At 63.4% G+C, this 25,701-nt stretch carries 25 protein-coding genes; 13 read left to right on the top strand and 12 right to left on the bottom strand.

Translation table 11 applies throughout. The features are described from left to right. Nucleotides 1-336: 336 nt before the first annotated feature. The 3 genes from ACEN9T_RS08560 to ACEN9T_RS08550 all read left to right on the top strand — a co-directional run bounded on the left by ACEN9T_RS08560 (nucleotide 337) and on the right by ACEN9T_RS08550 (nucleotide 4,764). Entirely contained in the window at nucleotides 337-2,430 is a 2,094-nt protein-coding gene (locus ACEN9T_RS08560) for a hypothetical protein (protein WP_413706108.1), read from the top strand. 890 nt (nucleotides 2,431-3,320) lie between these two features. After that, a complete protein-coding gene (locus ACEN9T_RS08555) occupies nucleotides 3,321-3,599 on the top strand; it encodes a hypothetical protein (RefSeq protein WP_024978465.1) in 279 nt (92 codons plus the stop codon). Between the two features lie 268 nt (nucleotides 3,600-3,867). Continuing rightward, nucleotides 3,868-4,764: an alpha/beta fold hydrolase gene (locus ACEN9T_RS08550; RefSeq protein ID WP_413706107.1), complete on the top strand. Its 897-nt coding sequence runs from the start codon at nucleotides 3,868-3,870 to the stop codon at nucleotides 4,762-4,764. A gap of 65 nt (nucleotides 4,765-4,829) precedes the next feature. Here ACEN9T_RS08550 and ACEN9T_RS08545 read toward each other — a convergent pair whose 3' ends face one another. From ACEN9T_RS08545 to ACEN9T_RS08510, 8 genes are all read right to left on the bottom strand, one after another. Continuing rightward, a complete protein-coding gene (locus ACEN9T_RS08545; RefSeq protein ID WP_413706106.1) occupies nucleotides 4,830-5,639 on the bottom strand; it encodes an arylamine N-acetyltransferase family protein in 810 nt (269 codons plus the stop codon). Between the two features lie 35 nt (nucleotides 5,640-5,674). After that, entirely contained in the window at nucleotides 5,675-6,649 is a 975-nt protein-coding gene (locus ACEN9T_RS08540; RefSeq protein WP_092972130.1) for a helix-turn-helix domain-containing GNAT family N-acetyltransferase, read from the bottom strand. A gap of 110 nt (nucleotides 6,650-6,759) precedes the next feature. Continuing rightward, a complete protein-coding gene (locus tag ACEN9T_RS08535) occupies nucleotides 6,760-8,334 on the bottom strand; it encodes a methyl-accepting chemotaxis protein (RefSeq protein ID WP_413706105.1) in 1,575 nt (524 codons plus the stop codon). 224 nt (nucleotides 8,335-8,558) lie between these two features. Continuing rightward, nucleotides 8,559-9,632, bottom strand: a complete 1,074-nt coding sequence (yjfF, locus tag ACEN9T_RS08530; RefSeq protein ID WP_413706104.1) for a galactofuranose ABC transporter, permease protein YjfF — start codon at nucleotides 9,630-9,632, stop codon at nucleotides 8,559-8,561. Beyond that, a complete protein-coding gene (locus tag ACEN9T_RS08525; RefSeq protein ID WP_092972133.1) occupies nucleotides 9,629-10,678 on the bottom strand; it encodes an ABC transporter permease in 1,050 nt (349 codons plus the stop codon). The genes yjfF and ACEN9T_RS08525 overlap by 4 nt, the downstream gene beginning before the upstream one ends. Then, nucleotides 10,675-12,264, bottom strand: a complete 1,590-nt coding sequence (locus ACEN9T_RS08520) for a sugar ABC transporter ATP-binding protein (protein ID WP_413706103.1) — start codon at nucleotides 12,262-12,264, stop codon at nucleotides 10,675-10,677. The genes ACEN9T_RS08525 and ACEN9T_RS08520 overlap by 4 nt, the downstream gene beginning before the upstream one ends. A gap of 195 nt (nucleotides 12,265-12,459) precedes the next feature. Beyond that, complete coding sequence (locus tag ACEN9T_RS08515) at nucleotides 12,460-13,449, bottom strand: ABC transporter substrate-binding protein (RefSeq protein ID WP_413706102.1); 990 nt, start codon at nucleotides 13,447-13,449, stop codon at nucleotides 12,460-12,462. Nucleotides 13,450-13,719: 270 nt separating this feature from the next. Continuing rightward, entirely contained in the window at nucleotides 13,720-14,655 is a 936-nt protein-coding gene (locus tag ACEN9T_RS08510) for a helix-turn-helix domain-containing protein (RefSeq protein WP_092972136.1), read from the bottom strand. Between the two features lie 218 nt (nucleotides 14,656-14,873). On the opposite strand from ACEN9T_RS08510, the gene ACEN9T_RS08505 reads away from it, so the two are divergent. The 6 genes from ACEN9T_RS08505 (at nucleotide 14,874) to ACEN9T_RS08480 (ending at nucleotide 19,980) form a co-directional block, all read left to right on the top strand. Further along, nucleotides 14,874-15,659, top strand: coding sequence for a GntR family transcriptional regulator (locus ACEN9T_RS08505; RefSeq protein WP_413706101.1), 786 nt, complete (start codon nucleotides 14,874-14,876; stop codon nucleotides 15,657-15,659). Further along, nucleotides 15,656-17,380, top strand: a complete 1,725-nt coding sequence (locus ACEN9T_RS08500; protein ID WP_092972138.1) for a fumarate reductase/succinate dehydrogenase flavoprotein subunit — start codon at nucleotides 15,656-15,658, stop codon at nucleotides 17,378-17,380. The genes ACEN9T_RS08505 and ACEN9T_RS08500 overlap by 4 nt, the downstream gene beginning before the upstream one ends. A 2-nt stretch (nucleotides 17,381-17,382) precedes the next feature. After that, nucleotides 17,383-17,649: a ferredoxin family protein gene (locus ACEN9T_RS08495; protein ID WP_004627681.1), complete on the top strand. Its 267-nt coding sequence runs from the start codon at nucleotides 17,383-17,385 to the stop codon at nucleotides 17,647-17,649. 7 nt (nucleotides 17,650-17,656) lie between these two features. Further along, nucleotides 17,657-18,616 carry a HEAT repeat domain-containing protein gene (locus tag ACEN9T_RS08490; RefSeq protein ID WP_413706100.1) on the top strand — a complete coding sequence of 320 codons (960 nt, stop codon included), beginning with the start codon at nucleotides 17,657-17,659 and terminating at the stop codon, nucleotides 18,614-18,616. After that, a complete protein-coding gene (locus tag ACEN9T_RS08485) occupies nucleotides 18,603-18,896 on the top strand; it encodes a DUF971 domain-containing protein (RefSeq protein WP_413706099.1) in 294 nt (97 codons plus the stop codon). Before ACEN9T_RS08490 ends, ACEN9T_RS08485 begins: the two co-directional genes overlap by 14 nt. Before the next feature lie 97 nt (nucleotides 18,897-18,993). Then, the gene (locus ACEN9T_RS08480) at nucleotides 18,994-19,980 is read left to right on the top strand and encodes a sulfonate ABC transporter substrate-binding protein (protein ID WP_413706098.1); all 987 of its coding nucleotides are present in this window, start codon (nucleotides 18,994-18,996) and stop codon (nucleotides 19,978-19,980) included. Between the two features lie 50 nt (nucleotides 19,981-20,030). Here ACEN9T_RS08480 and ACEN9T_RS08475 read toward each other — a convergent pair whose 3' ends face one another. Next, a complete protein-coding gene (locus ACEN9T_RS08475) occupies nucleotides 20,031-20,600 on the bottom strand; it encodes a YbhB/YbcL family Raf kinase inhibitor-like protein (RefSeq protein ID WP_413706097.1) in 570 nt (189 codons plus the stop codon). Nucleotides 20,601-20,777: 177 nt separating this feature from the next. Here ACEN9T_RS08475 and ACEN9T_RS08470 point away from each other — a divergent pair, with 177 nt between their 5' ends. Continuing rightward, on the top strand, nucleotides 20,778-21,338 hold the full coding sequence (locus tag ACEN9T_RS08470; RefSeq protein WP_092972144.1) for a YggT family protein: 561 nt from the start codon (nucleotides 20,778-20,780) through the stop codon (nucleotides 21,336-21,338). A gap of 72 nt (nucleotides 21,339-21,410) precedes the next feature. Next, nucleotides 21,411-21,593 (top strand): glycine zipper 2TM domain-containing protein, encoded by a 183-nt coding sequence (locus ACEN9T_RS08465; RefSeq protein ID WP_092972145.1) that lies wholly within the window; start codon nucleotides 21,411-21,413, stop codon nucleotides 21,591-21,593. Between the two features lie 29 nt (nucleotides 21,594-21,622). On the opposite strand, the gene ACEN9T_RS08460 is transcribed toward ACEN9T_RS08465, so the two are convergent. Next, the gene (locus ACEN9T_RS08460; protein ID WP_413706096.1) at nucleotides 21,623-22,618 is read right to left on the bottom strand and encodes a GlxA family transcriptional regulator; all 996 of its coding nucleotides are present in this window, start codon (nucleotides 22,616-22,618) and stop codon (nucleotides 21,623-21,625) included. Between the two features lie 134 nt (nucleotides 22,619-22,752). Between ACEN9T_RS08460 and ACEN9T_RS08455 the strand changes: the two genes are divergently transcribed. After that, complete coding sequence (locus ACEN9T_RS08455; protein WP_092972147.1) at nucleotides 22,753-23,412, top strand: cysteine hydrolase family protein; 660 nt, start codon at nucleotides 22,753-22,755, stop codon at nucleotides 23,410-23,412. Between the two features lie 39 nt (nucleotides 23,413-23,451). On the opposite strand, the gene ACEN9T_RS08450 is transcribed toward ACEN9T_RS08455, so the two are convergent. Next, nucleotides 23,452-24,276 (bottom strand): MBL fold metallo-hydrolase, encoded by an 825-nt coding sequence (locus ACEN9T_RS08450; RefSeq protein WP_413706095.1) that lies wholly within the window; start codon nucleotides 24,274-24,276, stop codon nucleotides 23,452-23,454. A 157-nt stretch (nucleotides 24,277-24,433) separates the two neighbouring features. Here ACEN9T_RS08450 and ACEN9T_RS08445 point away from each other — a divergent pair, with 157 nt between their 5' ends. Then, complete coding sequence (locus ACEN9T_RS08445) at nucleotides 24,434-25,036, top strand: helix-turn-helix domain-containing protein (RefSeq protein WP_413706094.1); 603 nt, start codon at nucleotides 24,434-24,436, stop codon at nucleotides 25,034-25,036. A 9-nt stretch (nucleotides 25,037-25,045) separates the two neighbouring features. On the opposite strand, the gene ACEN9T_RS08440 is transcribed toward ACEN9T_RS08445, so the two are convergent. Further along, nucleotides 25,046-25,576 carry a hypothetical protein gene (locus ACEN9T_RS08440; protein ID WP_413706093.1) on the bottom strand — a complete coding sequence of 177 codons (531 nt, stop codon included), beginning with the start codon at nucleotides 25,574-25,576 and terminating at the stop codon, nucleotides 25,046-25,048. Nucleotides 25,577-25,701 lie beyond the last annotated feature (125 nt).

Below are 25,701 nucleotides of genomic sequence, written 5' to 3'. Positions count from 1 at the left end.
GCCATTAACTGGTGCGGCAGCCCCCATGAACAACTTGTTGGCGGACGATTTGACGAGGTTCGAAGTTAAGACAGCCGGGCCATGAAAGCTGCTTGTTTCACGCATATGAAATAAGCGAAATTGCCACCTAACCAAACGGTTATCCCACGATGTAGGGATAGATTCCCCCCAGGTTTTTTCTTAGCATCCGCTTGCGCCAGTGCATTCGCCCGCGCGCATACAGAGGTTGCTGCATAACGCTTCTTTTTATCGAGAGCGGTTATTTGCGCAACGTCTTGAAAAAACAAAACAGGGGGGTTTTTGATGAAAGCAAGGTACGCCAAGAGTATCTGGCAAATGAGTTCCGCTGCGACGTGCATTGCATTGGCCGCAGTCACCCTGGTTGCCGGTTGCGGCGGAGGCTCGGATGGCTCCACATCGGGCAGCACAAGCACCGCCACGCCCGCAGCCGCGACCCTGACCGGTACCGCTGCCACCGGTAGCGCGCTTGCCAACGCTAACGTTGTCGTGACCGACAGCACGGGGAATTCGCCGTGCGTTGAAACCGCCATCACCACCAGCGCTCTGGGCACGTACACCTGCACGCTCAAATCTGGCGAGACGGCGCCATTCTTCGTGGTCGTGACCGACCCGACCGGCAACACCGCGCCGCTGGTCAGTGTGACCACGACCACCCCGCCGGCCGGCACGCCGCTCACGCTCAATGCCACCCCGCTGACGACCGCCATCCTGGCGCAACTGGCGCCGGACGGAAATCCGCTCACGCTGGTCAATGCGAAGACGGTGGATGCGAACGCCCTCAAGGCCGTTACCGCGAATGTCGTGGCGCAACTGTCGTCGGTGCTGAGCGCCATCGGTGCGCCGGCCAACTATGACCCGTTTGCCACCAGCATTTCCGCAGCGACGGCTTCTGGCGTCGGCAATACGGCCGACCAGATTCTTGATGTAGTGACGGTATCGAAGGACCCGGCCACCGGCCAACTGCGACTGGGTACGGTGGACGGCACGCCCGTGCCGCTGGCCACCGCCACCAGCGGCGGCTCGTCGCTGCCGGCGCCCGCCCCGAACGTTTCGAGCCTGCCGCAGGGCGCGCAAGCCCTGGCAAATGCGCTGACCGCCTGCTTTGCGCTGCCCGCCGCGCAGCGCGTGCTGGGCACAGACTTCACGCCGCCCGCTTCGCAAGGCGGCCCGAAGGTGACGGCGCTGGCACCGGCCTGCCAGAACATTGCATCAGACACGAGCAACGCCGGCGGCATCGCCTTCCTGCACAACGGCTACGCGTTCGGACAGCTATTCTTCGGCTACCTGATGAGCGACAGCATGACCGGCGCCAAGTTCAGCGTGCCGGAAGTCATGGCGTTCTATCCGGCAGGCTCGCCGTCGTCCCCCACATACGACACGGCCATCCTGAACACCAAGTACCTGGACGCCAGCGGCAACCCCGGCAACATCATTGTGCTGGCGCGCTACGTCGCGTCGGGCACCTCGGCTGCGCACCCGTCCAACTGGTGGGTCGTGGGCAATCAGCAACCGGTGGAAGTCAGCGACCGTCTGCAGGTTCGCCGGGTCGAGCAGGTCAACCCGAACTTTGCGGGCACCAGCGCCAATAGCAACAGCTACAACCACTTCCAGACGGGCATCCAGTTCTGGATCAACGCCAAGGGCCCGGGCAGCGTCAACAACAACGGCAGCCTGAGCTTTGCGCGTATTACGGGGCCGGGCCTGCCCACCAGCGGTCTCGTCTACATCGCCCCCACGGGCGACAGCAACGAGCCGACCCAGGTGTACATGGATGTGAGCAACAAGTTCGGTACGGTTCCGGCCACCACCCGTTGCAGCAACGGCGGTACGGCCACCTACAACTGCCCGAACTTCTGGTTCGCGCGCACGGTCGGCCTGACTGGCTCCGCAGCGACCACGCTGGCGGCACCGCGTAGCGACTTCAGCAATCCGGTCTGGGCGCAGGCGTCGGACAGCCTTGATCCGAACCCTGTCGTGAAGAACGCGCGGTATCAGGTCGAACTGTTCTACGGCTCGCAAACCACGCCCGACCGCGTTTATCACAAGACGCTGCTGACGGATCTGGTGCAAGCCACCCAGGCCGTGAACCTGCCGTGGAATACCGCAGGCAGCCAGACGCTGGCGGATCTGAACCCGTCCAACAGCGCCACCAACGGCGTGCTGTCTTCGATGGTGGTCGATTGGGCGCAGAACCCGTCGGCCCAGCAGATCGGCAGTGCTGCTGTCACGGTGGATCTGAAGGGCACTTACAGCGCGTCAACCAACGTGGCAAGGGGCGCAACGTCGGCGGTCATCAACCTGCCCTCGCAGCAGGTGCCGGCGCTGACCAGCTCGGGCACCCGCTCTGTGCTGTTCAACTACCGCATGCTCGACAACAGCCTCAAGAGCATGGTGTACACGTACAACTAAGCGCAAAGGCAACGCGCAATCCGGCCGGTCCGCACGCTGCCAAAACGGCCTGCGGAACCCGGCGGATCGATCACGATGGGCGTGCCAGACGGCACGCCTTTTTTTTCGCCTTGAGGCTTAAACCCCCGACTGCCGCCCCTCAACCCCCGCTAGCCGCCCTCCAAGCCCCAACCGTGGGGCTTTTTGCTTCGCGCGTGCCGCTTTTTGCAGCAATGGGTCGGACCTTTTACCTCGACGCATGGCGCTCCGAACCCCACGCGTGAGGCTCTGAACTCGGCGCACGACTCTTTTTGCCTCGCGCTTGCTGCTTTTTTCAGCAACACATGCTGCTTTTTTGAGCACGGTCGAGGGTCTGACCTCGGCGATTGGGGTTCTGGACTCCAACGTTGAGGCTCGGAGCCCGGCATGTGGGGCTTTTTACTCGGCGTTTGCGGTTCGGAACTCGGCACCCCGAGTCTGGAACTCGGCGTGCGGCGTTCTGGACCCCGTGAATGCGCTCTGATTTGGCCCTGAGACAAACCGCAACTTGCCGCCGCGGCTCGCCGCCCATAAACTCACCCCCGCTCGCGCAAACCAAGCGCAGCCGGGACTGCAATCCCGAATTCAAGACAAATCCGCGAGTGCCGTTAGGCCCTTGCGTGCCGTCGTTCGCCTATATGGGCGGGCCCGGCAGGGAGGGCTTCGGCCCTGCCGATTTTTTTGGTTTGTCTTGATCGGTATTGCAGACCTTGTCGTGTGCCCGCCCACCCTCACCGGTGGGTGGCTCCTCACTCAACCAGAGGCAAGACAATGGATCAACCGACCCAAGCTGTACCCATCCCACACGGGTATCGCCCCGCAAACTGTCACTTCACCTGCATCGCGCAGCGTCCTCCGTCAGGAGGTGCCCGATGAGTCTTGAAGACAATCTCCTGTATGCACAAGGCGCCCTGAGCGCGCGGGATTATCTGCGGCGCGCCCAAATGGACATGAAGGTGCAGCGGCAGTTCAGCCCCAAGACTTTGCGCTTGGAATACCAGCTTCAGGTCAAGGACAAGGCCGTTGAATACCAGGCAGGGTTTCTCGATGCGATTGGCGCTTTCATGCTGACGTCGCTGGATGGTGTGACAGTGGACCTGTACCGGTGGGAAGTCCTGCACGTGCTGGCACGTGCGAACAAGCTGAAATAAGAAAAACAGCAGTAAAAGCGAACCCGCGACGGGCGGGGGCGCTTGCGGCCGACGCATCATCAAGCGCATTCAACATAGCCAGCACACACCTGATTGGTAGAGCGCCGTCTTTTCCATCCAATTCGCTCTTTATCTTTTTTTTGAGTGAGACAAGGTAGAGCAGTTGCATTGGCGACTTCAATCCTGTCATAAGCGGTTCGCGCTGCACATCAGGCAAAGAACCGATTAGTCCATAATGAATCGTTCATCGTTCTCTACGAGGCACCCGATGTTCGATAGCGTCCCAGGCATCACTGTCAATACAGGCGAAGCGGAGATATTTCTCAAGCGATTCGGATCCGGTCCACCGCTACTTTTTCTCCATGGCTTTCCTGAAACACATTTGATGTGGAGGGCGGTTGCGCCACTGCTCTCTGATCAACATGAAGTGTTCTGTCCAGACCTACGCGGATATGGAAAGAGCAGTTGTCCTGATTCGGCCCCGGACCACGCGCCATATAGCAAACGAGCAATGGCAAGAGACATGGTTGCACTCATGCGCAGATTCGGCCATGAGCATTTCGCGGTCATCGGTCATGATCGAGGCGCTCGCGTTGCACACCGTATGGCGTTGGATTTTCCGGCTTGTGTCCGCCGCCTTGCTGTGCTCGATATCTTGCCGACGGAGGTTGTCTGGGACAGGGCTGACGCGAAATTGGCCTTGGCCTTCTGGCCATGGTCACTACTATCTCAGCCAGCGCCGCTCCCAGAGCGACTGATTTCGGCAGCGCCAGACGCGATTATTGATAATGCATTGAGCGGTTGGGGAACCAGACGCGACACGTTTTCGATAGACGTGCGAGATGCATATATTGATGCTTTAAGCGATCCCGCACGCATTCATGCAATTTGTGAAGAATACAGAGCGGCGGCAACTATAGACCGTGAACATGATGTTGCCGATATTTCAGTAAATAAAAAGGTGACCTGCCCGTTACTCGCTGTTTGGAGTAAAAACGCTGGAATAGAAAAGTGGTATCAGGACGATGGTGGGCCACTAGAAATCTGGCGGGGTTTTGCATGTGACGTTGAAGGTCATGCGCTCGATGGCGGCCACTTTTTTCCGGAGGAAATTCCGGAACAGACCGCAGATATTCTTCGCAAGTTCCTACGGAAAACTACCTAACGATTGCCCGCGAATCTCCGGTACGGCTACGAAATCTCGGTGGGTGACTTACAAAACCTGCTTTCTCAGGCCCACGCCTTCACCCCCGGCACCGGCATCCCCTCCACCTCCGGCAAGTCAATCCCAAAGTACTCAGCCAACAGCCCCCGCAACGCCCTCCGGTCTTCCAATTCAAACCTGTGCGGCGTATTCCCGCGCCAGATCGTGGCGTCCCGATTCATCACCGTCACGCGCCCTTCGTCGGTCAATGCCCGCATGAGGATGCGGTTCATGAACGGCGACGCCGGATACGTGCTCGTGTAGTGGTTCGCCATTTCGAAATCGATCGGGTAGTCCTGCTCCATCGTGGTGACCCAGGCGTCGACGGGCGTGTCGCTGCGCACCTGTGCGCGGAGTATCCAGCGGTCTTCATCGCGCGCCATCCAGTGCAGTTCGCCGTCGATATTGGCCTGCGTGCCGTCCAGCGGCACAGGCACACGCGGGGCGAGCGCGCCAAAACCTGGGTCGACGACGAAGGTGCCTTCGGGCAACGGCACCGTCAGAAACATGTGGGTGCGCGGCGCCTCCGTGCGCGGGGCGAGCAATACCACGCGCGACGAGTGACGGGTCGGCTGAAAGCCAAGCTGCTCCAGCACGGCGGCAAACAAGGTGGCGTGCTCAAAACAGTAGCCACCGCGGCGTGCGTGAACGAGCTTGTTCTGCAGGCTTTCCAGGTCGATCCGGATGCCGCGCCCGAGCAGCACGTCGAGGTTCTCAAACGGAATGTGCCGCATGTGCGCGTGCACCAACTGCGCGAGCGTGTCGTAGCTGGGGCGGGTGCCGCCGCCCCACTGGATGCGGTTGAAGTAGGCGTCCAGATTGAGTTGCGATGTCACGTGCGGTCTCCTTGTGCGCCGGGGGTGACGCAACGTCAGCCCTGTTTGCGGCGGCGGAATTGCTGTTCGGTTACGGTGCTGCCCCACTGCGTTCCGGCTTCTTCATGCGTAAGTTGAAAGCCGAACGATTCGTACAGGTGGCGGGCAGCATCCAGGCCCTTGAAGGTGTTGAGGTAAGTCTCGTCAAAGCGCTCGTCGACAAAGCGCATGGCCTGCGACATGAGCTTACGGCCAATACCGGTGCCACGCAGTGAATCATCCACGATGAACCAGCGCAGGTGTGCAACGCGCGTGTCCGAGTTTCCGTCAATGGCGAGCGATGCGAGGCAGCGGTTGTTCTCCACACACAGCCAGAGTGCCTTGTTGGCGTCGGGCAGGGATTGCGCAAAGTCGGCCAGTTCCTTGGCGACGCGGCGCTCGAAGAACACGCCAAACCCCCAATGTTGCGCGTAGAACCGGCCATGCAGGCTGGCGATATCGCCAATGCAGCCGGGCACGTAGCCTTGCACGATCTGGGGGCCCGCGTCAGCGGGGGCTTGCGCGGGCTTGTGGTCGTTGTCGTCGGCCAGCGCGCTGACGTATTGCGACAGCGATGCAACCAGCCGTTGCTGGTCTGCGGGCGTCAGGTGTCGCAGCGCATTGGAGACTTGGCCGGAAGCGAAGGCGTCGATCTTGCGCCGCAATTGCTGGCCGTCTTTGGTGAGGTGCAGTTCGGAAGATCGGGCGTCGTCTGCACAGGTGCGGCGCTCGACCAGGCCGGCGGATTCCAGCCGGGTGACCTGGCGGCTGGTGCTCGATTTGTCCAGCCGCAGGCGTTCGGCCAGGTCGCGTGCCTGGATGCCCGGCGAGCCGGCAATCTCCAGGATCGCGTGCACTGCAGAGGGCGGCAGATCGCTCTCAGCCAGCGTGTTGCGCATGAAGCCAAGCTCGCGAACGAGCTTGCGCGAAATCTCCCGCAGCTCGCGGATGGTCTGCTCGCGTGATTGCGTGGGCGCTTCAATGAAGTCCATACCGGCCTCGATTAGTTGTTTCGCGCAACCAATATAGTTGCACGAAACAACCTTTTCAAGGCCCGGCGGTGCCGTAGCGGGCAGCGCCTAAGAGGCTTGTCGCCGGGTGCTCAGGCAAACGCAGGCCCGCTGGCGCCATCCGACAGACGGAATACCGATACGGCGCGCCGCAGCGTCGTCGCCTGTTCTTCCAGCGATTGCGCTGCCGCTGCGGCCTGCTCGACGAGCGCGGCGTTCTGCTGTGTGACTTCGTCCATCTGCGTGACGGCCTGATTGACCTGCTCGATGCCCCGGCTTTGCTCGGCAGAGGCGGCGGCAATCTCGGCCACGATCTCCGATACGCGGCGGATGGCATCCTTCACTTCGCTCATGGTCTCGCCCACCGCAGCCGCCTGTTGCGAGCCCGCCTGCACCACGGCAACGGAGTCGCCAATCAGCCCCTTGATCTCCTTGGCGGCAGAAGCGGAGCGTTGCGCAAGCGTGCGAACCTCACTGGCAACAACGGCAAAGCCCCTGCCCTGCTCGCCAGCGCGCGCGGCTTCCACCGCGGCATTCAACGCGAGGATGTTGGTCTGGAAGGCAATGCCCTCGATCAGCCCCGTGATCTCGGAGATCTTGCCCGAGCTGGTGCTGATCTGGTCAATCGTGCCGACCATGGCCTGCACGGCCTCGTTGCCTGCCTGCGCGATGGTGCTGGCGCTGGAGGCGAGGCTGTCGGCCTGGGCGGCGTTCTCGGCGTTCTGCTTCACGGTCTCGGTCAACTGCGTCATGCTCGACGCGGTTTCCTCAAGCGATGCGGCCTGCTGCTCCGTGCGGGCAGACAGATCAATGTTGCCGGCTGCAATCTCCTTGGACGCCACCGTCACGGATTCGGCCGATACCTTGATGCCGCGCACCGTGTCGGTCAACTGCTGATCCATTGTGCGCAGTGCGGCCAGCAGCTCACCAAACTCGCCCTGCGTGTCGATCACGATGTTGTTCTCCAACCGCCCACCGGCAATATGGTTGGCAACGTCCACCGCTCGGCTGAGCGGCCGAGAGATCGCACGCAGCAGATACCAGCACATGCCCACGCCCACCGCAAACCCAGCGCACACCAGCACAACAGCCATGCTGAAGATGGAGTGATAAGTTGCTTCGCTATCGTCGACGGCCAACTTGGCCTGTTCCAGATTGATGGCAATGTCTTTTGCCAGCAGTTCGCTCACGGCCTGGCCGGATTGGGCGTGGTGGTTGATGACCTGCGAGGCAGCATCATGGTGACCTGCCTGCAACGCTTCAATCGCTTCGTTCGTGGCGGTGTTGAATTGCGGCAGGGCGTCGTTGATCTTGCTGGCGACCTCGCGTTCCTGTTCGCTCGTCACGCTGGCGGGGTAGTACTGCTTCCACGCGCCGTTGATCTGGTCCATATCCGCACGCATGGTGCGCACGGCCGCTGCGACCTGCGATGCGTCGTCCTTGAAGACCTGAGCGCGGCGCAATTGCAGGCGTACATCCAGTTGCGCCGTCCGAAGCTCGGCAAGCTGCGCGATAGGCAGCGTGTTGTTGGTGTATGCGTCGCCAATGTTGGCGTTCAGGCGCATCAGGCCCCGCACCCCAAACACACCCGTGGCCAGCAGCAGCGCCAGACACAGACCAAACGCCCCGAGCAACTTGAAGCGCACCGAATGCACGATAGACGGCATGATTTCCCCCGACCTGTTTATCCGGAGGCACGTGCTCCGGAATGTTGGATGTTCTGAATCTGCATATCGGTAGGCCGCGAGATACCTTAAGTGCGTGAGTCAAAACGCTCACATTGCGCTCTGCATCAGTGCGTGCTTTGGCGATTCGGGTGCGTGAGGGGAGACATCCGAGAGCCGGTCCGTACGCGCGACGGACCGACTTCAAGCCGCGTGAGCGTGCCCACCTAGTTGAACGGCGGCATGGCGTGTGAACGCATGACGATGGCCGAAGCAGGTGTGTCCTTGGCCGTTTCAGTCGGGCGCTGCACGGGCTTGTGTGGGCTGGACGGCGGTACGGACACCCCGCGTTGCGCGCGCCCTAGGAAACGCTGCATGAGGCAGAACACGCACAGCAACACCCCAATGGCGATGCGCGCCCACCAGGAGCTGAGCGTGCCGTCAAAGGTGATCAACGACTGGATGACGCCGAGCAACAGCACGCCCACCACGCTACCGCTGATCAGCCCGACGCCACCTGTGAGCAAGGTGCCACCGACCACGGTGGCGGCAATGGCGTCCAGTTCCATGCCCTGGGCATGCAGTCCGTAGCCGGAGAGCATGTAGAACGTGACCAGCACGCCGCCCAGTGCCGAGCAGAAACCGCTGAGCACATAGACGAGGATGCGCGTGCGCGCCACCGGCAAGCCCATCAGCAAAGCCGAGCGTTCATTGCCGCCCAGCGCATAGACCGTGCGGCCGAAGCGGCTGCAATGTGCAAGCCACGCCGCGGTAGCAAACACCACCAGCGCAATCACCACGCTGGGCGACACGTAGTTGCCGCCGCCCACCTGGATCTTGTATTGCGACAGCGTGGTGTAGATCGGGTCCGTAATGCTGATCGAATCAATGCTGATGAGGTAGCACAGCCCCCGCGCGAGGAACATGCCGCCCAGCGTGACGATGAACGGCTGGATGCGGAACACCTGGATCAGCACGCCCATCATCAAGCCGAACAGGCACCCGACAGCGAGCACCAGCGGCACCACCACGCCAATCGACCAGCCGTGATGTTCGACCAGCGCGGCGGAGATCATGGTGGTAAGGGCCACCACCGCGCCCACCGACAGATCGATGCCGCCCGACAGAATGACGAACGTCATGCCAATGGCAACGACCATCAGAAACGCGTTGTCGATCAGCAGATTGAGAAACACCTGCACGCTGAAGAAGCCCGTGTAAGTCACAGACCCAAAGCCGAACAGCAGCGCAAACAGGAACAGCGTGACGTAGAACGGCAAGCGCCGTGGATTGACTCTCATGACTGCGCCCCTGCACGGCTTTGGCGTTGAAAGAACATGCCGCGAAACGCTTCCGATTGCGCCAGGCACACGGCAAACACCACCACGGCTTTCACCACGAGGTTGATCTCGGGCGGCACGCCCATCGAGTAGATCGCATAGGTGAGCGTCTGAATGATGAGCGCGCCTATCACGCTGCCCCACAGGCTGAACTTGCCGCCCGCCAGCGAGGTACCGCCCAGCGTGACGGCCAGGATGGCGTCAAGCTCCAGCAGCAGCCCGGCGTTGTTGCCGTCCGCGCTCTTGACGTTGGAGCAGATGATGAGCCCCGCAACGCCGGCCATGGCACCGCAAAATCCATAGATGCCAAACAGCAGCGCCTTGGTGTTCAGCCCCGCAAGCCGCGCGGCCACCGGGTTGATGCCGACGGCCTCGATAAACAGCCCCAGCGCCGTGCGATGCATCAACAGGAGCAACAGGCCCAGCACAGCGGCCGCGATGTACAGGCCGAACGGCAGCCCGAACAGATAGCCGTTGCCCACAAAGAAGAACGGCTCGTAGTAGACGGTGATGATCTGGCCACCGGTAATGAGTTGCGCCACGCCGCGCCCGGCCACCATCAGGATCAGCGTGGCAATGATGGGCTGCATGCCTGCACCCGCCACCAGCAGGCCATTCCACAGGCCGCATACCAGCGCTACGCCCACGGCAGCCAGCAGCGCCAGCAGCAGCGGCACCTTGGTCACGTAGACAGGCAAGCCGTTCTGTACCACCAGCGTGCCGCCGATGAGCGACGCCGCAATGGCGCCGGAGATGGCCACCACCGCGCCCACTGAAATATCGATGCCGCCCACGGCAATCACCAGCGTCATGCCCAGGGATATGAGCATCAGCGGCGCGGCACGGTTGAGGATGTCGATCAGGCTGCCGTACAGGTGTCCACCGCGGATGTCGAGGTGAAAGAAATGCGGGTTGAACCACGCGTTGAGCAGACACAGCAAGAGTAGCGTCACGCACGGCCAGAACAATCTGTGGCCGGTGAGCGCTCGCAGGTTGGCGGAGTTCATGCGGCGCCTCCGGTGGTGTTGGACTGGGTGTTGGACTGACCGGCAGGCACGTCGCCGCCGGCAATCACGTGGCACAGGTTGTCTTCGGTCACATCGGAGCCGGCAAGCTCGCCCACCTTCTTGCGATCGCGCAGGATCGCCAGCCGGTGGCTCACACGCAGCACTTCCGGCAGCTCGCTGGAGATGAAAAGGATGGCCATACCCTTGCGGCACTGCGCGGTCACCAGGTCCATGATGTCGAGCTTGGCGGCAATGTCGATGCCGCGCGTGGGCTCGTCCAGGATCAGCATGGCCGGGTCGGTCGCCAGCCAGCGTGCGAGCACGGCCTTCTGCTGGTTGCCGCCCGAGAGCTGGCCGATGGGCTTTTCAGCGTCGGGCGTCTTGATGCCGAGCTGGGCGATGTACTGGTCGGCAATCTCGCGCTGGCGCTTCTTGGGCAGATAGCGGAACAGCCCACGCTTGGCCTGCAGCGCGAGGATGATGTTCTCGCGAATCGACAGCTCGGCAATGATGCCCTCGGTCTTGCGGTCTTCCGGGCAGAAGCCGATGCCCTGACGGATGGCGTCACGTGGGGAACTGAACTGATGCGCCTGGCCCTGCACGTTGATCGAGCCCGCATCGTTGCGATCCACGCCAAACAGCAGGCGCGCGGTCTCGGTGCGGCCCGAGCCCAGCAGCCCGCCCAGGCCCAGCACCTGCCCGGGGCGGACGTCCAGATCGAGCGGCTGCACGACACCACGGCGGCCCATGCCACGCGCGCTCAGGAACGCTGGCGCGGAGTCATCCACCGCCGGCACCTCGGTGCGCTCGAAGCGGCTTGCATCAATGTCGCGCCCGACCATCTTGTTGATCAATTGCAGTTGCGGCAGATCGCGCGCGGCGTATTCGCCCTCCAGCCGACCGTTGCGCAGCACGGTAATGCGGTCGGCAATGGCGTAGGTCTGCTCCAGAAAATGTGTAACGAACAACACGGCCATGCCGCGCGCCTTGAGCGTGCGAATGGCGGCAAACAGGCGCGCCACTTCGTCGTCGTCCAGGCTGGACGTTGGCTCGTCCAGGATCAGGATGCGGGCTTCGGTGGATAGCGCACGCGCAATTGCCACCATCTGCTGAATGGCCACCGGATAGAGCGACAGCGGCAGCGTCACGTCGATGTGGATGTTCAGATCGGCCAGCAGCGCCTGCGCGGCGCGGTTGGTGGCGCGCCAGTCGATGCTGCCCATGCGCATGGGGAAGCGGCCGATGTGGATGTTCTCTGCCACGGTCAGGTTCGGACAGAGATTGACCTCCTGATACACCGTGCTGATGCCGAGCTTCTGCGCGTCCAGCGGCGAGCTTGGCGCGATGGGCTGACCGCCGAGCACGATCTCGCCCGCATCGGGCGCCTCAACGCCAGTCAGCACCTTGATAAGCGTCGACTTGCCGGCGCCGTTCTGCCCCATCAAGGCATGCACTTCACCGGGAAACAAGCGGAAATCGACCGCGGCCAGCGCCTGCACGCCGGGAAAGTTCTTGGAAATGCCGCACATGTGAAGCAACGCGCCACGGGCATCTGTGGCGGCGGCATGATCAACGTGATCCAACATGGATGTCACCTGTTAACGTGGCGCAGCCGGCATGGCGAAACAAAGTCGCCCTGCCGGCCCGCTCGGAACCTGTTCATGATCCGTAGCGAGCGGCCCGAGGTTGGCAGGACGGGTTGTCCAAATCGGCAGCCGTACATAAATACGGCGAGTACGAATTTGGCAAACCGGGTGCCAAGATCGGGCCGTGCAGCAGGATCAGTACTTGCGGTTCGGAAACTCCTTGGCCGCCACGTCCATCGGGAAGATGCCTTCCTTGGTGACGATGCGCTTGGGCACGGTCTTGCCCGCCAGCACGGCGCGCGCGGTATCCATCAGTTGCGGCCCGAGCAGCGGGCTGCATTCCACCGTGACGTTCAGCTTGCCGGCCATCATGGCTTCAAACGCACCCTTCACGCCGTCGATGGAGATGATGGTGATGTCCTTGCCCGGCTTGAGCCCGGCCTCTTCAATGGCCTGGATCGCACCGATCGCCATGTCGTCGTTGTGCGCGAACAGCACGTTGATCTTCTTGCCCTCGGCCTTGAGGAAGGCTTCCATCACCTCCTTGCCCTTGGCGCGGGTGAAGTCGCCGGTTTGCGAGCGGATGATCTTGTAGTGCGGATCGGCCTTGATGATTTCTTCAAAGCCGCGCTTGCGGTCGATGGCAGGCGCGGAGCCGACGGTGCCTTGCAGCTCGACGATGTTCACGTCGCCGCCCTTGGGCTTGACGTTCTCAAGCAGCCAGCGTCCCGCCTTGCGGCCTTCCTCGACAAAGTCCGAGCCGATGAACGTGGTGTAGAGCGAGGTGTCCTTGCTGTCGATACCGCGGTCGGTCAGGATGACCGGGATCTTCGCGGCCTTGGCCTCCTGCAGCACAGTGTCCCAGCCGGATTCCACCACCGGAGAGAACGCAATCACATCGACCTTCTGCGCGATATACGAGCGGATCGCCTTGATCTGGTTTTCCTGCTTCTGCTGCGCGTCGGAAAACTTCAGGTTCACGCCCTGCGCCTTGGCCGTCGATTTGATGGACTCCGAATTGGCGGTGCGCCATTCGCTCTCGGCACCCACCTGGGCAAAACCCATGGTGAACGACTTGTCAGCCGCGTGAGCCGCGGTGGTCAGGCCCGTGGCCAGCAGCACGCCGGCCGTGGCCAGCAAGCTCAACACGGTCCGTCTGGCGCACAAAGCGCTCGTTTTTTTCATCGTTTGTCTCCGTTATGGTGGAGCGCAGCCGGTAACTGCCCCCGGGGCTGCGCACGTCGTCTTTGCAACGCGGTACACGAGTCAAACTCAGCAGGGGCGACCGTCTTCCCCTGCCGGCGATTCGTGGTGAGCCATGGTATTGACAGCCTGACATGACCGTCTAATGTTTTTTTGGGGGCCAACCGATATCGCTTTTGATATCAGACAGGGTGTTTGCATATCGTGCAGCGCACCAAAATCGCGCGCAACGATGGCAGCCCCGCAGTCTGCTCAGCGAGATTCCGCCAGCGATGCCGCCACGTGCGAAAACGCCACGCGCTGGCGGCGGAAGTCATTGGGCGACAGGCCCTGGCGGCGGCGGAAGACCAGCGCAAAGTGGCTCGCGCTCTCAAAGCCCACCGCGGTTGCGATCTCCAGGACGGACATGCGCGTCTCGGTCAGCAGACGGCTGGCAAGTTGCAGGCGGCGTTCGGTCACGTACTGGTGCGGCGTGCGGCCGCTGGCTTCTTTGAAGCTGCGGGCGAAGTGATGCACGCTCAGGTCTGCAATGTCGGCCATGTCGCGCACGCTGATCGGCTGCGTCACGTTGGCTTCCACAAACTCCATCACGCGGCGCAGGACGTGCGCGGGTAGCGATGCGCGCGTGGCAATCTCCTTGTTGCGCTGCGCGCTGTCGCGGGCTTCTTCCAGATGCGTGCAGGCACGCACGATGATGCGCATGGCGCCGCCCATCACCGTGTCGTTCATCCAGGCACGATCGGGCTTGGATGAAGACAGGCTGCAGAAGACGATCCAGGTGGAGCGCGGCGTCATCTGATGGCGCAATGGCGCGCCCCACACGATGCCGCTATTCAGGTTGAAGCGCACCAGGTCGGCAAAGAAGGTTTCAATGCGAGGGTCGGCATGGTCGGCGCATACGCGCTCACGCAGGTAAGGGATGTCCCATGCCAGGGGCAAGCCGCAGTCCCCCTGCAGTGCGATGCGCGGGTCGATCTCGAAATGGCGCTGCTCCAGATAGCGCTCTTCCCAGCCGGCGGGGGAGTTGGTGTTGTAGAGCACGCGTTGCTCGCCTCGCTGCTTGCCCGCCTCGCCGATGTATTCCATCAGGCCAAACGAGAGCCACTCGAAGTCGACGTCGTGCATGGCTTGCCGCAATGTGTCAGCAAAGCCGGCGGAAAAATCTTGCAGGCGTGCGCCCTGGTCCATCACCCGTATCCGTTGTTTTCGTGCGCCGTCTGAGACGCGGCGCTCCGTACATCTGATGCCGGCCCGCGTGCGCGGCGCGCGGGGGGCTTAAAACAATCTCGCAACTATAGCGGCCGTGCGTGTCAGAAACCGAGCATGCATATCGAAAAAGCTTCGTTCCGCTGCATACGTCTGCTTTTTACACTGGGCGCACTTGTTATGACGAGTTGCGCCCATCGATGACCACCTCTAATTTGCACCGCCAACCTGCCCCGCCGCTCTATGAGCGCATCAAGGGCGCGCTGCGCGAGGGCATTCGCAACGGTCACTACGCGCCAGCATCGCTGCTGCCGTCAGAAGCGGCGCTGGGCGCGCATTTCAACGCCAGCCGCATCACCGTGCGTCAGGCGTTGGCAGATCTGCAGAACGAAGGGCTGATCTTCCGCCGTCACGGAAAAGGCTCGTTTGTGAGCCAGCCAAAGGCGTTTCAGAACGTGACTGCGCTGCAGGGCTTTGCCGAGGCGATGTCGGCACACGGTCGCGCCATTCGCAATCGCGTGCTGAAGCTGCAAACGGTGCCTGCGCCAACCGATGTGGCGCAGGCGCTGCAACTGGCGCCCGATACGCCCGTCACGGAATTGCATCGCGTGCGGTTGCTGGATCAGGTGCCGGTGTCGCTTGAGGTGACGTGGCTGCCGGACGCACTTGGCAGCATCGTCGCCCGGGCGGACCTCGCCACGCGCGATGTGTTTCTCGTGCTGGAGCAGGACGCGGGTGTGGCGCTGGGCCATGCCACGCTCGCCATCGATGCGGCATTGACCGATCACGCCACGGCCACCGCGCTCGACACGGGCGCAGGCGCAGCGCTGCTGCGTGTGGAGCGCCTGACGCATGACGCACAAGGCACGCCCATCGACTTTGAACGCCTTTATTTTCGCGGCGACGCCTTCCAGTACCGGCTCCGACTGGATCGGCAAGTGGCGACGCATGCGCAATCCATCCTCCCTTTGCAAGGCACCGTATGAACACGTTGGAACTGGAGTACGACCTCGTCGTCGTGGGCGGCGGCACGGCCGGCCCGATGGCGGCCATCAAGGCAAAAGAACGCAACCCCGCGCTGCGTGTGCTGCTGATCGACAAAGCGCACGTGAAGCGCAGCGGCGCCATCTCGATGGGCATGGATGGGCTGAACAACGCCGTCATTCCCGGGCATGCCACGCCCGAGCAATACACGCGCGAAATCACCTTGGCCAACGATGGCATCGTCGATCAATCGGGCGTGTATGCCTATGCGCAACACAGCTTTGCCACCATCGAGCAGCTCGACCGCTGGGGCGTGAAGTTCGAGAAGGACGAAACCGGCGACTACGCCGTCAAGAAGGTCCACCACATGGGCAGCTACGTGCTGCCGATGCCGGAGGGGCACGACATCAAGAAGGTGCTGTATCGCCAGCTCAAGCGTGCGCGGGTGGAGATCACGAACCGCATCGTCGTCACGCGTGTGCTGACGGATGCCGATGGGGCGGCCTGCGGCGTGCTCGGCTTCGACTGCCGAACGGCAGATTTTCTCGTGGTGCACGCAAAGGCCGTGGTGCTGAGTTGCGGTGCGGCTGGGCGGCTCGGTTTGCCGTCGTCCGGCTACCTGATGGGCACATACGAGAACCCCACCAACGCCGGCGATGGCTACGCGATGGCGTATCACGCGGGCGCGGAGCTTTCCAACCTGGAATGCTTCCAGATCAACCCACTCATCAAGGATTACAACGGCCCCGCCTGCGCATATGTGACCGGCCCGCTGGGCGGCTACACGGCCAACGCCCGCGGCGAGCGCTTCATCCAGTGCGACTACTGGAGCGGCCAGATGATGTGGGAGTTCTACCAGGAGCTGCAGGGCGGCAAGGGCCCGGTGTTTCTCAAGCTCGACCACCTGGCCGAAGAAACCATCCAGACCATCGAGACGATTCTGCACACCAACGAGCGCCCGAGCCGCGGCCGCTTCCACGCGGGGCGGGGCACCGATTACCGCACGCAGATGGTGGAGATGCACATCTCCGAAATCGGCTTCTGCAGCGGGCACAGCGCGTCTGGCGTGTATGTGAATGCGCGCGCGGAAACCACCGTGCCAGGCCTTTACGCGGCGGGCGACATGGCTGCGGTGCCGCACAACTACATGCTCGGTGCGTTCACGTACGGCTGGTTCGCGGGCCAGAACGCGGCGGACTACATCGCCGGCCGGCAAGGCGACGCCCGCATCGACGCCGAACAGATCGCCCGCGAGCGCGCGCGCATCTTTGCGCCGCTGCAGCGCGACCACGGCCTCGCCCCCGCGCAGGTGGAATACAAGCTGCGCCGCATGGTGAACGATTACCTGCAACCGCCCAAGGTCACGCGCAAGATGGAAATCGGCCTGCGCCGCTTCGACGAGATTGCCGAAGACATCACGCACCTGCACGCGAGCAACCCGCACGAGCTGATGCGCGCGATGGAAGTCAGCTTCATCCGCGATTGCGCCGAGATGGCCGCGCGCGCCTCGCTCTTCCGCACCGAAAGCCGCTGGGGCCTGTATCACCATCGCGTGGATTACCCCGAACGCGACGACGCCAACTGGTTCTGTCATACGCGCCTGTACAAGGACGCACACGGCGCCATGGCCAGCCGCAAGCAGGCTGTTGAACCGTACGTCATCCCAGTCGATGTGCTCGGCACCGATTCCTACGCGCACATGCGCATTCCGAAGGCTGCATGACCATGCAACAGACGACCGTTCATTTCACCCACACGCCGCACGACATCACCTCCCGCAGCAGCGCGCCCGTCACCATCGACGAAGCCAAGTGCATTGCCGACAAGGGCTGCACCGTGTGCGTCGATGTCTGCCCGCTCGACCTGCTCGCCATCGACCTGACCAAAGGCAAGGCTTTCATGCAGTTCGACGAATGCTGGTACTGCATGCCCTGCGAGCAGGACTGCCCGACCGGCGCGGTGAAGGTCGACATTCCGTATCTGCTGCGCTGAGGTAGCGATGACGACAACCCTCCTGGCGCGCCTGCACGACGCGGATGCCGCAACCCGCCGCGTTGCCCTCCTCCAACTGGCTGATGCGGAAGACGCCGACGCGTTGCCCGACGTGATCGCGCTGCTTGCGCACGACCCCGCGCCGGAAGTTCGGCTGGAAGCCGCGCGCATCCTCGCGACGTGGGAGCAGCCGGATACGGTAGCGGCACTCGCCCGCGCGTTGGAAGACGTGGATGGTGCCGTGCGGCACGCCGCGGCACTCGGCCTGACGGATTTGAAATCGCCCGACTCCGCCCCCGCGCTGTTGCCTTACGTGGATCATGCCAACGCCTTTGTACGCGCCGCTGCCTTGCGCGGGCTGCGTGAGCTGCGCGTGCCCGAGAGCGAAGCGCCCGCGCTGCACGCATTGCATGACGCCGATGCCGCCGTGCGCCGTGAGGCCGTTGCGGTGCTCGGCTGGCGCAAGCATGTGGGCGCATTGCCCGCGTTGGCGGAACGCGCGCGTCATGACGCAGATGTCGAGGTACGCCGTGCCGCAGTGGGTGCCCTCGGCCTTGCGACCGATGCCGCCGTACTGCCCGCGCTGCTCGATGCGCTGCACGACACCGCCTGGCGCGTGCGGGAGGAAAGTGCCAGCACGCTCGGCAAGCTGCGGGCGCTCGCTCCCGACTCGCACGTCACGCAAGCGCTGGTCGAGGCGTTGGCCGATACGTATTGGCAAGTCCGCCTGCAGGCTGCACGCGCGCTCGGCCGGTGGCGTGCTGCGCATGCCGTCGATACGGTCGCCGCGTTGCTCACGCACCCGATCAGCAATCTGCGCAAGGAAGCCGCGCTCGCCTTGGGCGAAATCGGCGAAGCCTCTGCCCTGCCGGCCCTGCCCAGTGCACAAACCGATGGCGACCCGGAAGTCGTCAAGGCCGTGCGGATCGCCTTGGCACAAATCGAGCGCGCCCGTGCAGCCGCCTGAGCACATCGACAACGACATCGCACAAGGCCGGTTGCGCCTGCACTGGGCAGACGCCGTTGTCGCGCTCGACCACGCGGCATTGCGCGAGGCGTGCCGCTGTGCGGAGTGCCAGTTCAAGCGCCATCACGGCACGCCGATCAACGTGCCGGCGGCCGTGCGCGTCACCACCATCGCGCCTGCGGGTTACGGCGTGCAACTGGTTTTCAGTGATGGACATGCGCGCGGCATCTATCCGTGGGCGTATCTGGCGGAGCTTGCCGCCACTGCAGCGCCGGGCTGACGTTGGCGGCGTCTATCCACATGCAATCTTGTTCGTTCCTTCGTGCGTGTGCTGTCCGTAGCATCAGCTGCACAACACAGACGACGCAGGAGGAACCATGCAAAGCCATTCGCCCCACACCACCCCATCTGGCCGCCGACGCTGGCTGGCCGCATTGCTTGGCGCCGGCATAGCGCTGTGCGCAGGCCTGACGCAGGCCGCCGACCCGACCACGGTGCGTATCGGGTTTCAGAAAGCCGGACTGCTGGCGGTGCTGAAAGCGCAAGGCGCGCTCGACAAACCGCTGGCCGAGCTTGGCTACAAGGTGGAATGGAAGGAATTCCCTGCCGGGCCTCAACTGCTGGAGGCGCTCAACACCGGCAGCATTGAGTTCGGCTACACCGGCGCGCCGCCGGCCGTGTTTGCGCAGGCCGCAGGCGCACGCCTTGTCTATGTGGGGGCCGAGCCGGGCGGCAAGACCAACGAGGCGCTGTTCGTGCTGGACAACTCACCCGCGCACAGCGTGGCTGACCTGAAAGGCAAGCGCATCGCGCTGCAGAAGGGCTCCAGCTCCAACTACCTGCTGGTGCAGCTGCTTCGTCGCGCCAACCTCACGGTGCAGGATATTCAGCCGATCTACCTGCCACCGGCCGAGGCGCGGGCTGCCTTTGAGAGTGGTGCGATCGATGCGTGGGTCGTGTGGGATCCGTATTACGCGCTGGCACAGAAGGCGTTGAAGACACGCACGCTGGGCGATTTCAGCGAGCTGCCGGTGTTCAACTTCTACGAAGCCACGCCGGAGTTCGTGAACACGCATCCGCGCGCGGTCAACGCCATCCTGGCCCAGTTGCGCACAGCCGGGCTGTGGGTGAATCAGCATCCGCAGGAAACCGCCGCCCTGCTGGCACCCAAGCTCGGCATCCAACAGCCGGTTGTGGAGACCTGGCTGCGGCGCGTGCCCTACGGCGTCACGCCGGTCACGCCGCAGATCGTCGCCTCGCAGCAGCAGATTGCAGACCTGTTCCTGCAGCAGAAACTGATTCCGAAACCGGTGAACGTGCAAAGCGCTGTCTGGCAGGCGAGCTTCCCTGTGGCGGGATTGTGAGCCGCCGGCGGCCGCGCGCGGTGCGGCACCGGTGAACGGCCGCTCATCGATCAAAAGTTGCCGAAGCGGCCAATCCAGGCGGCGGCGCCTTTGCTGTGCCCCTTGATGGCTGCGTCGAGTTCAGCCCGCGTAAGCCCATTGGGCAACGCGTCCGGCGCCAGATCCGTGGCAATCAGCACAAAGACGTAGTGGTGCATGCCCGTGCCCTTGGGCGGACACGGCCCGAGATACGCCGGCTTGCCGATGGCGTTCTGGCCCATGCGTAGCGCGCTGTCGGTGCCGGCGCCTTCCGGCAGGCTCGTCTGCGTGGCCGGGATGCCGTAAGCCATCCAGTGGTTCACGCCCAGGCCGCCCGCGCCCTGCGGGTCGGTGGCGATCAGCACGAGGCTGTTGGTACCGGGCGGGACGTTGGACCAGTGCAGCGGCGGCGAGACGTTGTCGCCCGTGCAATTGGCGTTGGCGGGGTTCTTCCCGGCGTACTTGCGGTCCATGACGCCGTTGTCGGCAAAGGCAGGCGATTCGACGGCGAACGTGGTATCGGCCTGCGCATGCACATGCACATGCGGCACCGCAGACAGGCACGCCAGCGACAACAACGCGCGAAACAGGGTGGGCTTCAAGGCAGGTCTCCTCACAGGGAAAACAGCGAACGGGCACCACAATACGCGAATGCGCCGCTGCTGCGCAGAGGCATCGGCGCACAGATCCCCGTCAGATTGCCGTGCGACAATACCGCGCCCCAGCACGCGCGTTTGCTGCGCGCTTTTGCCCGACCTGACCATAGGAGAACCGGACGCATGTTCGGCGATATCACGCGTTTTCTGCTCGACACGATCTTCTCGCTCTTTGGCGCGGCGCTGCTGCTGCGCGCCTGGACGCAAGCGGTGCGGCTGTCACCGCGCAATCCGCTGTCGCAGGCCATCTTCCAGCTGACCGGCTGGCTGGTGCACCCGCTGCGCCGGGTGATTCCCGCCACGGGCTATATCGACTGGTCGTCGCTGGTGGCCGCGTATGCCACGGCACTCGTGTATCTGTTCCTGCTGCTCGCGTCGGTGGGCTTGAGCCCGGTGGCGCTTGTGCCGATGGGCTTTGTGGCGGCGCTGTTCACGGTGCTCAAGTGGGCGTTCAACGTGCTGGTGTGGGTGACGATTGCGTCGGCCGTCCTGTCGTGGATGGGTCCGGCATCGCCGATGGGCGCCGTGCTTAACACGCTGGTCGACCCGCTCTTGCGCCCGATCCGCCGCGTGGTGCCGCCGCTCGGTGGGCGGCTCGATCTGTCTCCGCTGATCCTGCTGGTGATCGCGCAGGTGATCGTGATCGCGCTGTCGCATCTATCGCTGTCACCGCTGTTCATGTGAGCGCGGCACGCGCCTTGCTCGACTGAGGGATATGCCGGCCGCTGCTTCTGGCCGGCGACTCAGGAGGACATCATGAACGCATGGAAAACAGCGCTGGTCTGCGCGATTGCCGTGCTGGCTCCCACGCTCACGGCGTGTACGGCAGGCGGTGCAGTGGCAGGCGGTGTGGCCGGCCACGAACTGACGCATAGCACGGCCGGGACGATCGGGGGTGCCGCAGCCGGCGCCGTCATCGGCCACGAGCTGAGCAAGTAACCAACACAGCGGCTCATCAGCCGCTTTTTTTAGGCTTGCGCAAACAAGGCGCGGTAAGCGCTGGGCGACGTGTGATACGTCCGGCTGAAATGCTGTCGCAACGATACCGCGCTGCCGAAGCCAGCAAGTTGCGCAATCGCTTCGACCGGCTGACGCGTGGTCTCCAGCATGCGCTGCGCATAGGCCAGACGCTGCCCCAGCAACCATTGGCCGACGGTGGTGCCAGTCAACTCACGGAAGCGCCGCGTGAAATTGCGCCGGCTCATGGCCGCCCGCTCGGCGAGCGAGTCCAGCGAGTGTGGCTCCGCGAGGTTGGCCACCGTCCAGTTCAGCAGATCCGACAGGCGATCGCCGCCGGGGGCATCGTGCAACGGTTGCTCGATGTATTGCGCCTGGCCGCCCTGCCGGTGCGGCGCGACCACCAGCCGCCGTGCAATGCGGTTGGCCACCTCCGCGCCATGCCAACGGCGCACGAGATGCAGGCAGCAGTCCAGCCCGGCGGCCGTGCCTGCGGAGGTCACCAGACGGCCGTCGGCAGCGTCCAGATAGAGCACATCCGGCACAAGCTTCACGCGCGGGTAGCGCTGCGAGAACGCATCGGCGGCGCTCCAGTGCGTGGTCGCCTCATGGCTGTCGAGCACGCCTGCTTCGGCCAGCACAAACGCGCCCAGGCACAGTCCGACCACCGTTGCGCCGCGCGCATAGGCATCGCCCACCGCGTTCACCATCGCCGCCGGCGGACGCTCGTCCGTGTCACGCCATGACGGCACGATCAGCACGTCGGCGCGGGCGGCATCTTCGAGCGTGAACTCCGTCTGCACGGCAAACCCGGCTGTGGTGCGCAGGCCGCCCTTCCTCGCGGGCTCGCCGGCGCAGATCCGCAGGTTGTAGGACGGCAGCCCTGCCCAGACGCGGTCTTCAAACACAAGACACGGCACGGACAGGTGAAACGGGCTGATGTCGTTGAAGGCCAGAACGGCGACTTGCTGGGGATGCTGGGGTGGTTGAGATGACTGGGCTTGCATACAGGCTCCGCGCTTTGGCCCGATTCTTTCGATAAACGTCTTTCGGGCCACTGTCGGGAAGGATAGACATTCGCGAAGATGCTGTCCACGGGCTCACGCAAATGCCCGATCCAACCGACCTTGAGGAGTCAGCCATGACCACGAACACCGCCCCGAAGCGCGCCCTGATCGTCATTGATGTGCAGAACGAATACTTCACCGGCGGCCTGCCGATCGAGTATCCGGACCCGCAGCAGACTGTGGCCAACGTTGGTGCTGCCATGGACGCGGCACGCGAGGCGGGCATTCCGGTGATCGTCGTGCAGCAGACCTCGCCGGCCAGCTCGCCGCTGTTTGCCATCGACACCGATGGCTGGCAACTGCACCCGGTGGTGGCGTCGCGCCCGCATGATCACTATCTGCGCAAGCTGCTGCCCAGCGCCTATCCGGAGACGGACTTGGCGCAATGGCTGGAAGCGCGTGGCATCGATACGCTCGCCGTGGTCGGCTACATGACGCACAACTGCGATGCATCCACGATCAACCACGCCCTGCACAACGGCACGGCGGTGGAATTCCTGCATGACGCATCGGGCGCGGTGCCGTATCAGAACCAGGCCGGCTTTGCGAGTGCGGAAGAGATCCACCGCGTGTTCAGCGTGGTCCTGCAATCGCGCTTCGCGGCGGTGATGTCGACCCAGGAATGGGTGCACAGCGTGAAGACCGGCGCGGTGCCCGTGCGCGACAACATCTACAAGTCGAATCAACGGGCGCGGGGGCTGCTCAAGGACGGGGTGGCGCAGCAGGCAGCGTGAGGCTGCACGCGCAGGCTCAGCGCGGGCTGGTCCGATGCCTTAATCACGGCCCGTCGTGCGAGATTCAATGGCTTGGAAGGCAAAATCTTCACCGCGCCTGATCACCTGGCCGATACCGGGAAAGTCGAGATGCGCGCCCGCCACGTAGTAGTCCGGGCGCGCTGTTCTTTCCAAGATCGCCTTGCGCGTAGTACGTGCCTGGGGCTGGCTGTCATCAAGCTCCCAGGTCAGTTCCGGACGCCCGAACTGAATGGACGGTACGTGAATGATGTCGCCCCACACCAGAAGGTGCCCGGCACTGCTTCTGACTTCATAGACGGTGTGCCCTTGCGAATGCCCTGCGGCCCGCACGGCGGTGATCCGATCGCTGACGATCAGCCCATCGTCAACCGGTGCCACACGATCGCGCACTGGCGCGAGCCGCCCGGTGATTTCCGATACCTCTTCCTTCGGGATCAGGATGCGTTCCGCCTTGGGAAATGCCTCCGAACCGTCCGGAGCAATGAGCCCGTGCACATGGTCTTCATGCGTGTGCGTGACCGCTACCTGAGTGATGGTGTTTCTGTCGATGCCGCATTCCTGCAATCCGCTTAGGAGGCCGCCCATCGAATCGTCGAGTGCGTTCGATGCGCCGGCATCAATCAGCACAGACGTGCCCTTGTGGACGACCAGGAATGCGTTGACTGACAACCGCAGCTGACCGTTCACGACGGGAACGCCGGCAGGCAGCGTGTCGAGGGGCTCGCCGGATGCCTGGCACAGCCGCGTCGTCGGCACGTCGATGTAGCCATCGCGCAGCGCGACGACCTGGACATCGCCGAATTCAAAGGCAGCGTAGCGCTGGCCTTGCGAAATCAGTTTCATGCTGCCCATGCTTCGCCTCCCATTGGGTTATTTCTGAGAAATCTATCTTCTATGGAAGATTTTGGCAAGAAAAAACGGCATTTCAGCTTGGATGTTCTTCCATCGTGGACATAATGTCAGCCTGACGAGTTTGCGTGGGTAAGGCAAAGGAGGCGTGTTGGCAAAGCAAGATGAGGACTTGAGGCCGCAAGATGACGACGAGGCGTCGTCGCGTGCCTTTGGTGCGCGTGTGCGCAAGCTGCGGGAGGCCGCCGGACTGACGCTGGAACAGTTTTCCCAACGCTCGGGCGTCAGCCGGGCGATGCTGTCCAAAGTGGAGCGCGGAGAAAAAAGCCCGACCATCGGGATTGCAGCCAAAATCGCCCACAACCTGCAGACCTCGTTGACGGAACTGGCCGGGGGCGGTGCATCAGAAGGCGCGGTGGTGCGCATGCGCCGAGCGGAGCGGCCCGTCTTCCGCGATCCGGAAACCGGCTTTGAGCGGCATATCGTTTCACCGGCAACGGGCGGCGGGCGCGTCGAACTCCTCTATCACTACCTTCCGCCCGGCGTCTCAACCGGGATACTGCCCGGCTACCCTGCCGGGGCCGAAAAGCAGATCGTGGTAACCATCGGCAACCTCGTCGTCGAGTTCAAAAACGCCAAGGAATACCTGGGGCCCGGCGACTCACTCTTCTTTGAGGCGAACGTGGAGCACGGTTTTGCCAATCAAACGGCGGAGCCTTGCGCGTATTTCATGGTCGTGTCGCGCCACGCGTGAGCAAAGCACTCAGCCCGCCACGCCTTCTTCGGCCGGCAGAAACCCACGGAACGACACTTCCACCTGCTCCACCATCGACGCCGATGTGGCTTCACGCAGAGCCGCCAGCAACGCATCGAACGCGCTTTCCACAGAGGCGCGGTCGGTGGCCTCGACCAGGCGCTGGCGGACCGGATGCTCAGCCGAGCTGAACGTGCGTGCCGCAATGTCCATGAGATACATGCGCGCCGCCGCCAGCGAACGCTTGCGCGCCGGTGCGGCAGGCTTGAGCGTCTCGGGTTGCGGCTGGGCCACCTGAACGAAGACACGCTCGCCGGCAACATCGGTTGCGCTTTGAATGAAACCTGCCTGCACCAGCTCGAACACGGCCCGCGCTTCCAGGCCGAGCTGACCGGCACGCACGGCAAGGTCCTCGCCCGTGACCTGCCCGTCCACCATGATGAGCAGCGCGCGGCTTGAGCGGCTGAGCACGCCGCCGCGCGTGGCGATTTCACGTCTTCCTGCATCAGTCTTTTCGAATCGTGCAGATAACCCCTGCATGGCAGCCCCCTATCCTCCCCCGAAGATCGGCACAACATAGGGCGGGTTGTTTGCAGAATCGTGAAATCGCAGGCCGCCCCCCACCAGCCGGGGGCGGCAAACGCTTGCGCTCAGGCGACTGTCGG

The organism is Ralstonia sp. Ralssp110 (assembly GCF_047325135.1).
Taxonomy (GTDB): Bacteria; Pseudomonadota; Gammaproteobacteria; order Burkholderiales; family Burkholderiaceae; genus Ralstonia; species Ralstonia mojiangensis.
Note: the sequence above shows the minus strand (reverse complement) of the source record. Positions and strands in the feature narration are given on the sequence as shown.

Excerpts from the sequence above, each read along its gene's own strand:
- ACEN9T_RS08525 (WP_092972133.1), bottom strand. The coding sequence starts at position 10,678 with ATGAACTCCGCCAACCTGCGAGCGCTCACCGGCCACAGATTGTTCTGG.
- ACEN9T_RS08515 (WP_413706102.1), bottom strand. The coding sequence starts at position 13,449 with ATGAAAAAAACGAGCGCTTTGTGCGCCAGACGGACCGTGTTGAGCTTG.
- ACEN9T_RS08540 (WP_092972130.1), bottom strand. The coding sequence starts at position 6,649 with ATGGACTTCATTGAAGCGCCCACGCAATCACGCGAGCAGACCATCCGC.
- ACEN9T_RS08535 (WP_413706105.1), bottom strand. The coding sequence starts at position 8,334 with ATGCCGTCTATCGTGCATTCGGTGCGCTTCAAGTTGCTCGGGGCGTTT.
- ACEN9T_RS08490 (WP_413706100.1), top strand. The coding sequence starts at position 17,657 with ATGACGACAACCCTCCTGGCGCGCCTGCACGACGCGGATGCCGCAACC.
- ACEN9T_RS08495 (WP_004627681.1), top strand. The coding sequence starts at position 17,383 with ATGCAACAGACGACCGTTCATTTCACCCACACGCCGCACGACATCACC.
- ACEN9T_RS08440 (WP_413706093.1), bottom strand. The coding sequence starts at position 25,576 with ATGCAGGGGTTATCTGCACGATTCGAAAAGACTGATGCAGGAAGACGT.
- ACEN9T_RS08450 (WP_413706095.1), bottom strand. The coding sequence starts at position 24,276 with ATGAAACTGATTTCGCAAGGCCAGCGCTACGCTGCCTTTGAATTCGGC.
- yjfF (WP_413706104.1), bottom strand. The coding sequence starts at position 9,632 with ATGAGAGTCAATCCACGGCGCTTGCCGTTCTACGTCACGCTGTTCCTG.
- ACEN9T_RS08555 (WP_024978465.1), top strand. The coding sequence starts at position 3,321 with ATGAGTCTTGAAGACAATCTCCTGTATGCACAAGGCGCCCTGAGCGCG.
- ACEN9T_RS08455 (WP_092972147.1), top strand. The coding sequence starts at position 22,753 with ATGACCACGAACACCGCCCCGAAGCGCGCCCTGATCGTCATTGATGTG.
- ACEN9T_RS08480 (WP_413706098.1), top strand. The coding sequence starts at position 18,994 with ATGCAAAGCCATTCGCCCCACACCACCCCATCTGGCCGCCGACGCTGG.
- ACEN9T_RS08510 (WP_092972136.1), bottom strand. The coding sequence starts at position 14,655 with ATGGACCAGGGCGCACGCCTGCAAGATTTTTCCGCCGGCTTTGCTGAC.
- ACEN9T_RS08560 (WP_413706108.1), top strand. The coding sequence starts at position 337 with ATGAGTTCCGCTGCGACGTGCATTGCATTGGCCGCAGTCACCCTGGTT.
- ACEN9T_RS08465 (WP_092972145.1), top strand. The coding sequence starts at position 21,411 with ATGAACGCATGGAAAACAGCGCTGGTCTGCGCGATTGCCGTGCTGGCT.
- ACEN9T_RS08460 (WP_413706096.1), bottom strand. The coding sequence starts at position 22,618 with ATGCAAGCCCAGTCATCTCAACCACCCCAGCATCCCCAGCAAGTCGCC.
- ACEN9T_RS08550 (WP_413706107.1), top strand. The coding sequence starts at position 3,868 with ATGTTCGATAGCGTCCCAGGCATCACTGTCAATACAGGCGAAGCGGAG.
- ACEN9T_RS08520 (WP_413706103.1), bottom strand. The coding sequence starts at position 12,264 with ATGTTGGATCACGTTGATCATGCCGCCGCCACAGATGCCCGTGGCGCG.
- ACEN9T_RS08470 (WP_092972144.1), top strand. The coding sequence starts at position 20,778 with ATGTTCGGCGATATCACGCGTTTTCTGCTCGACACGATCTTCTCGCTC.
- ACEN9T_RS08505 (WP_413706101.1), top strand. The coding sequence starts at position 14,874 with ATGACCACCTCTAATTTGCACCGCCAACCTGCCCCGCCGCTCTATGAG.
- ACEN9T_RS08500 (WP_092972138.1), top strand. The coding sequence starts at position 15,656 with ATGAACACGTTGGAACTGGAGTACGACCTCGTCGTCGTGGGCGGCGGC.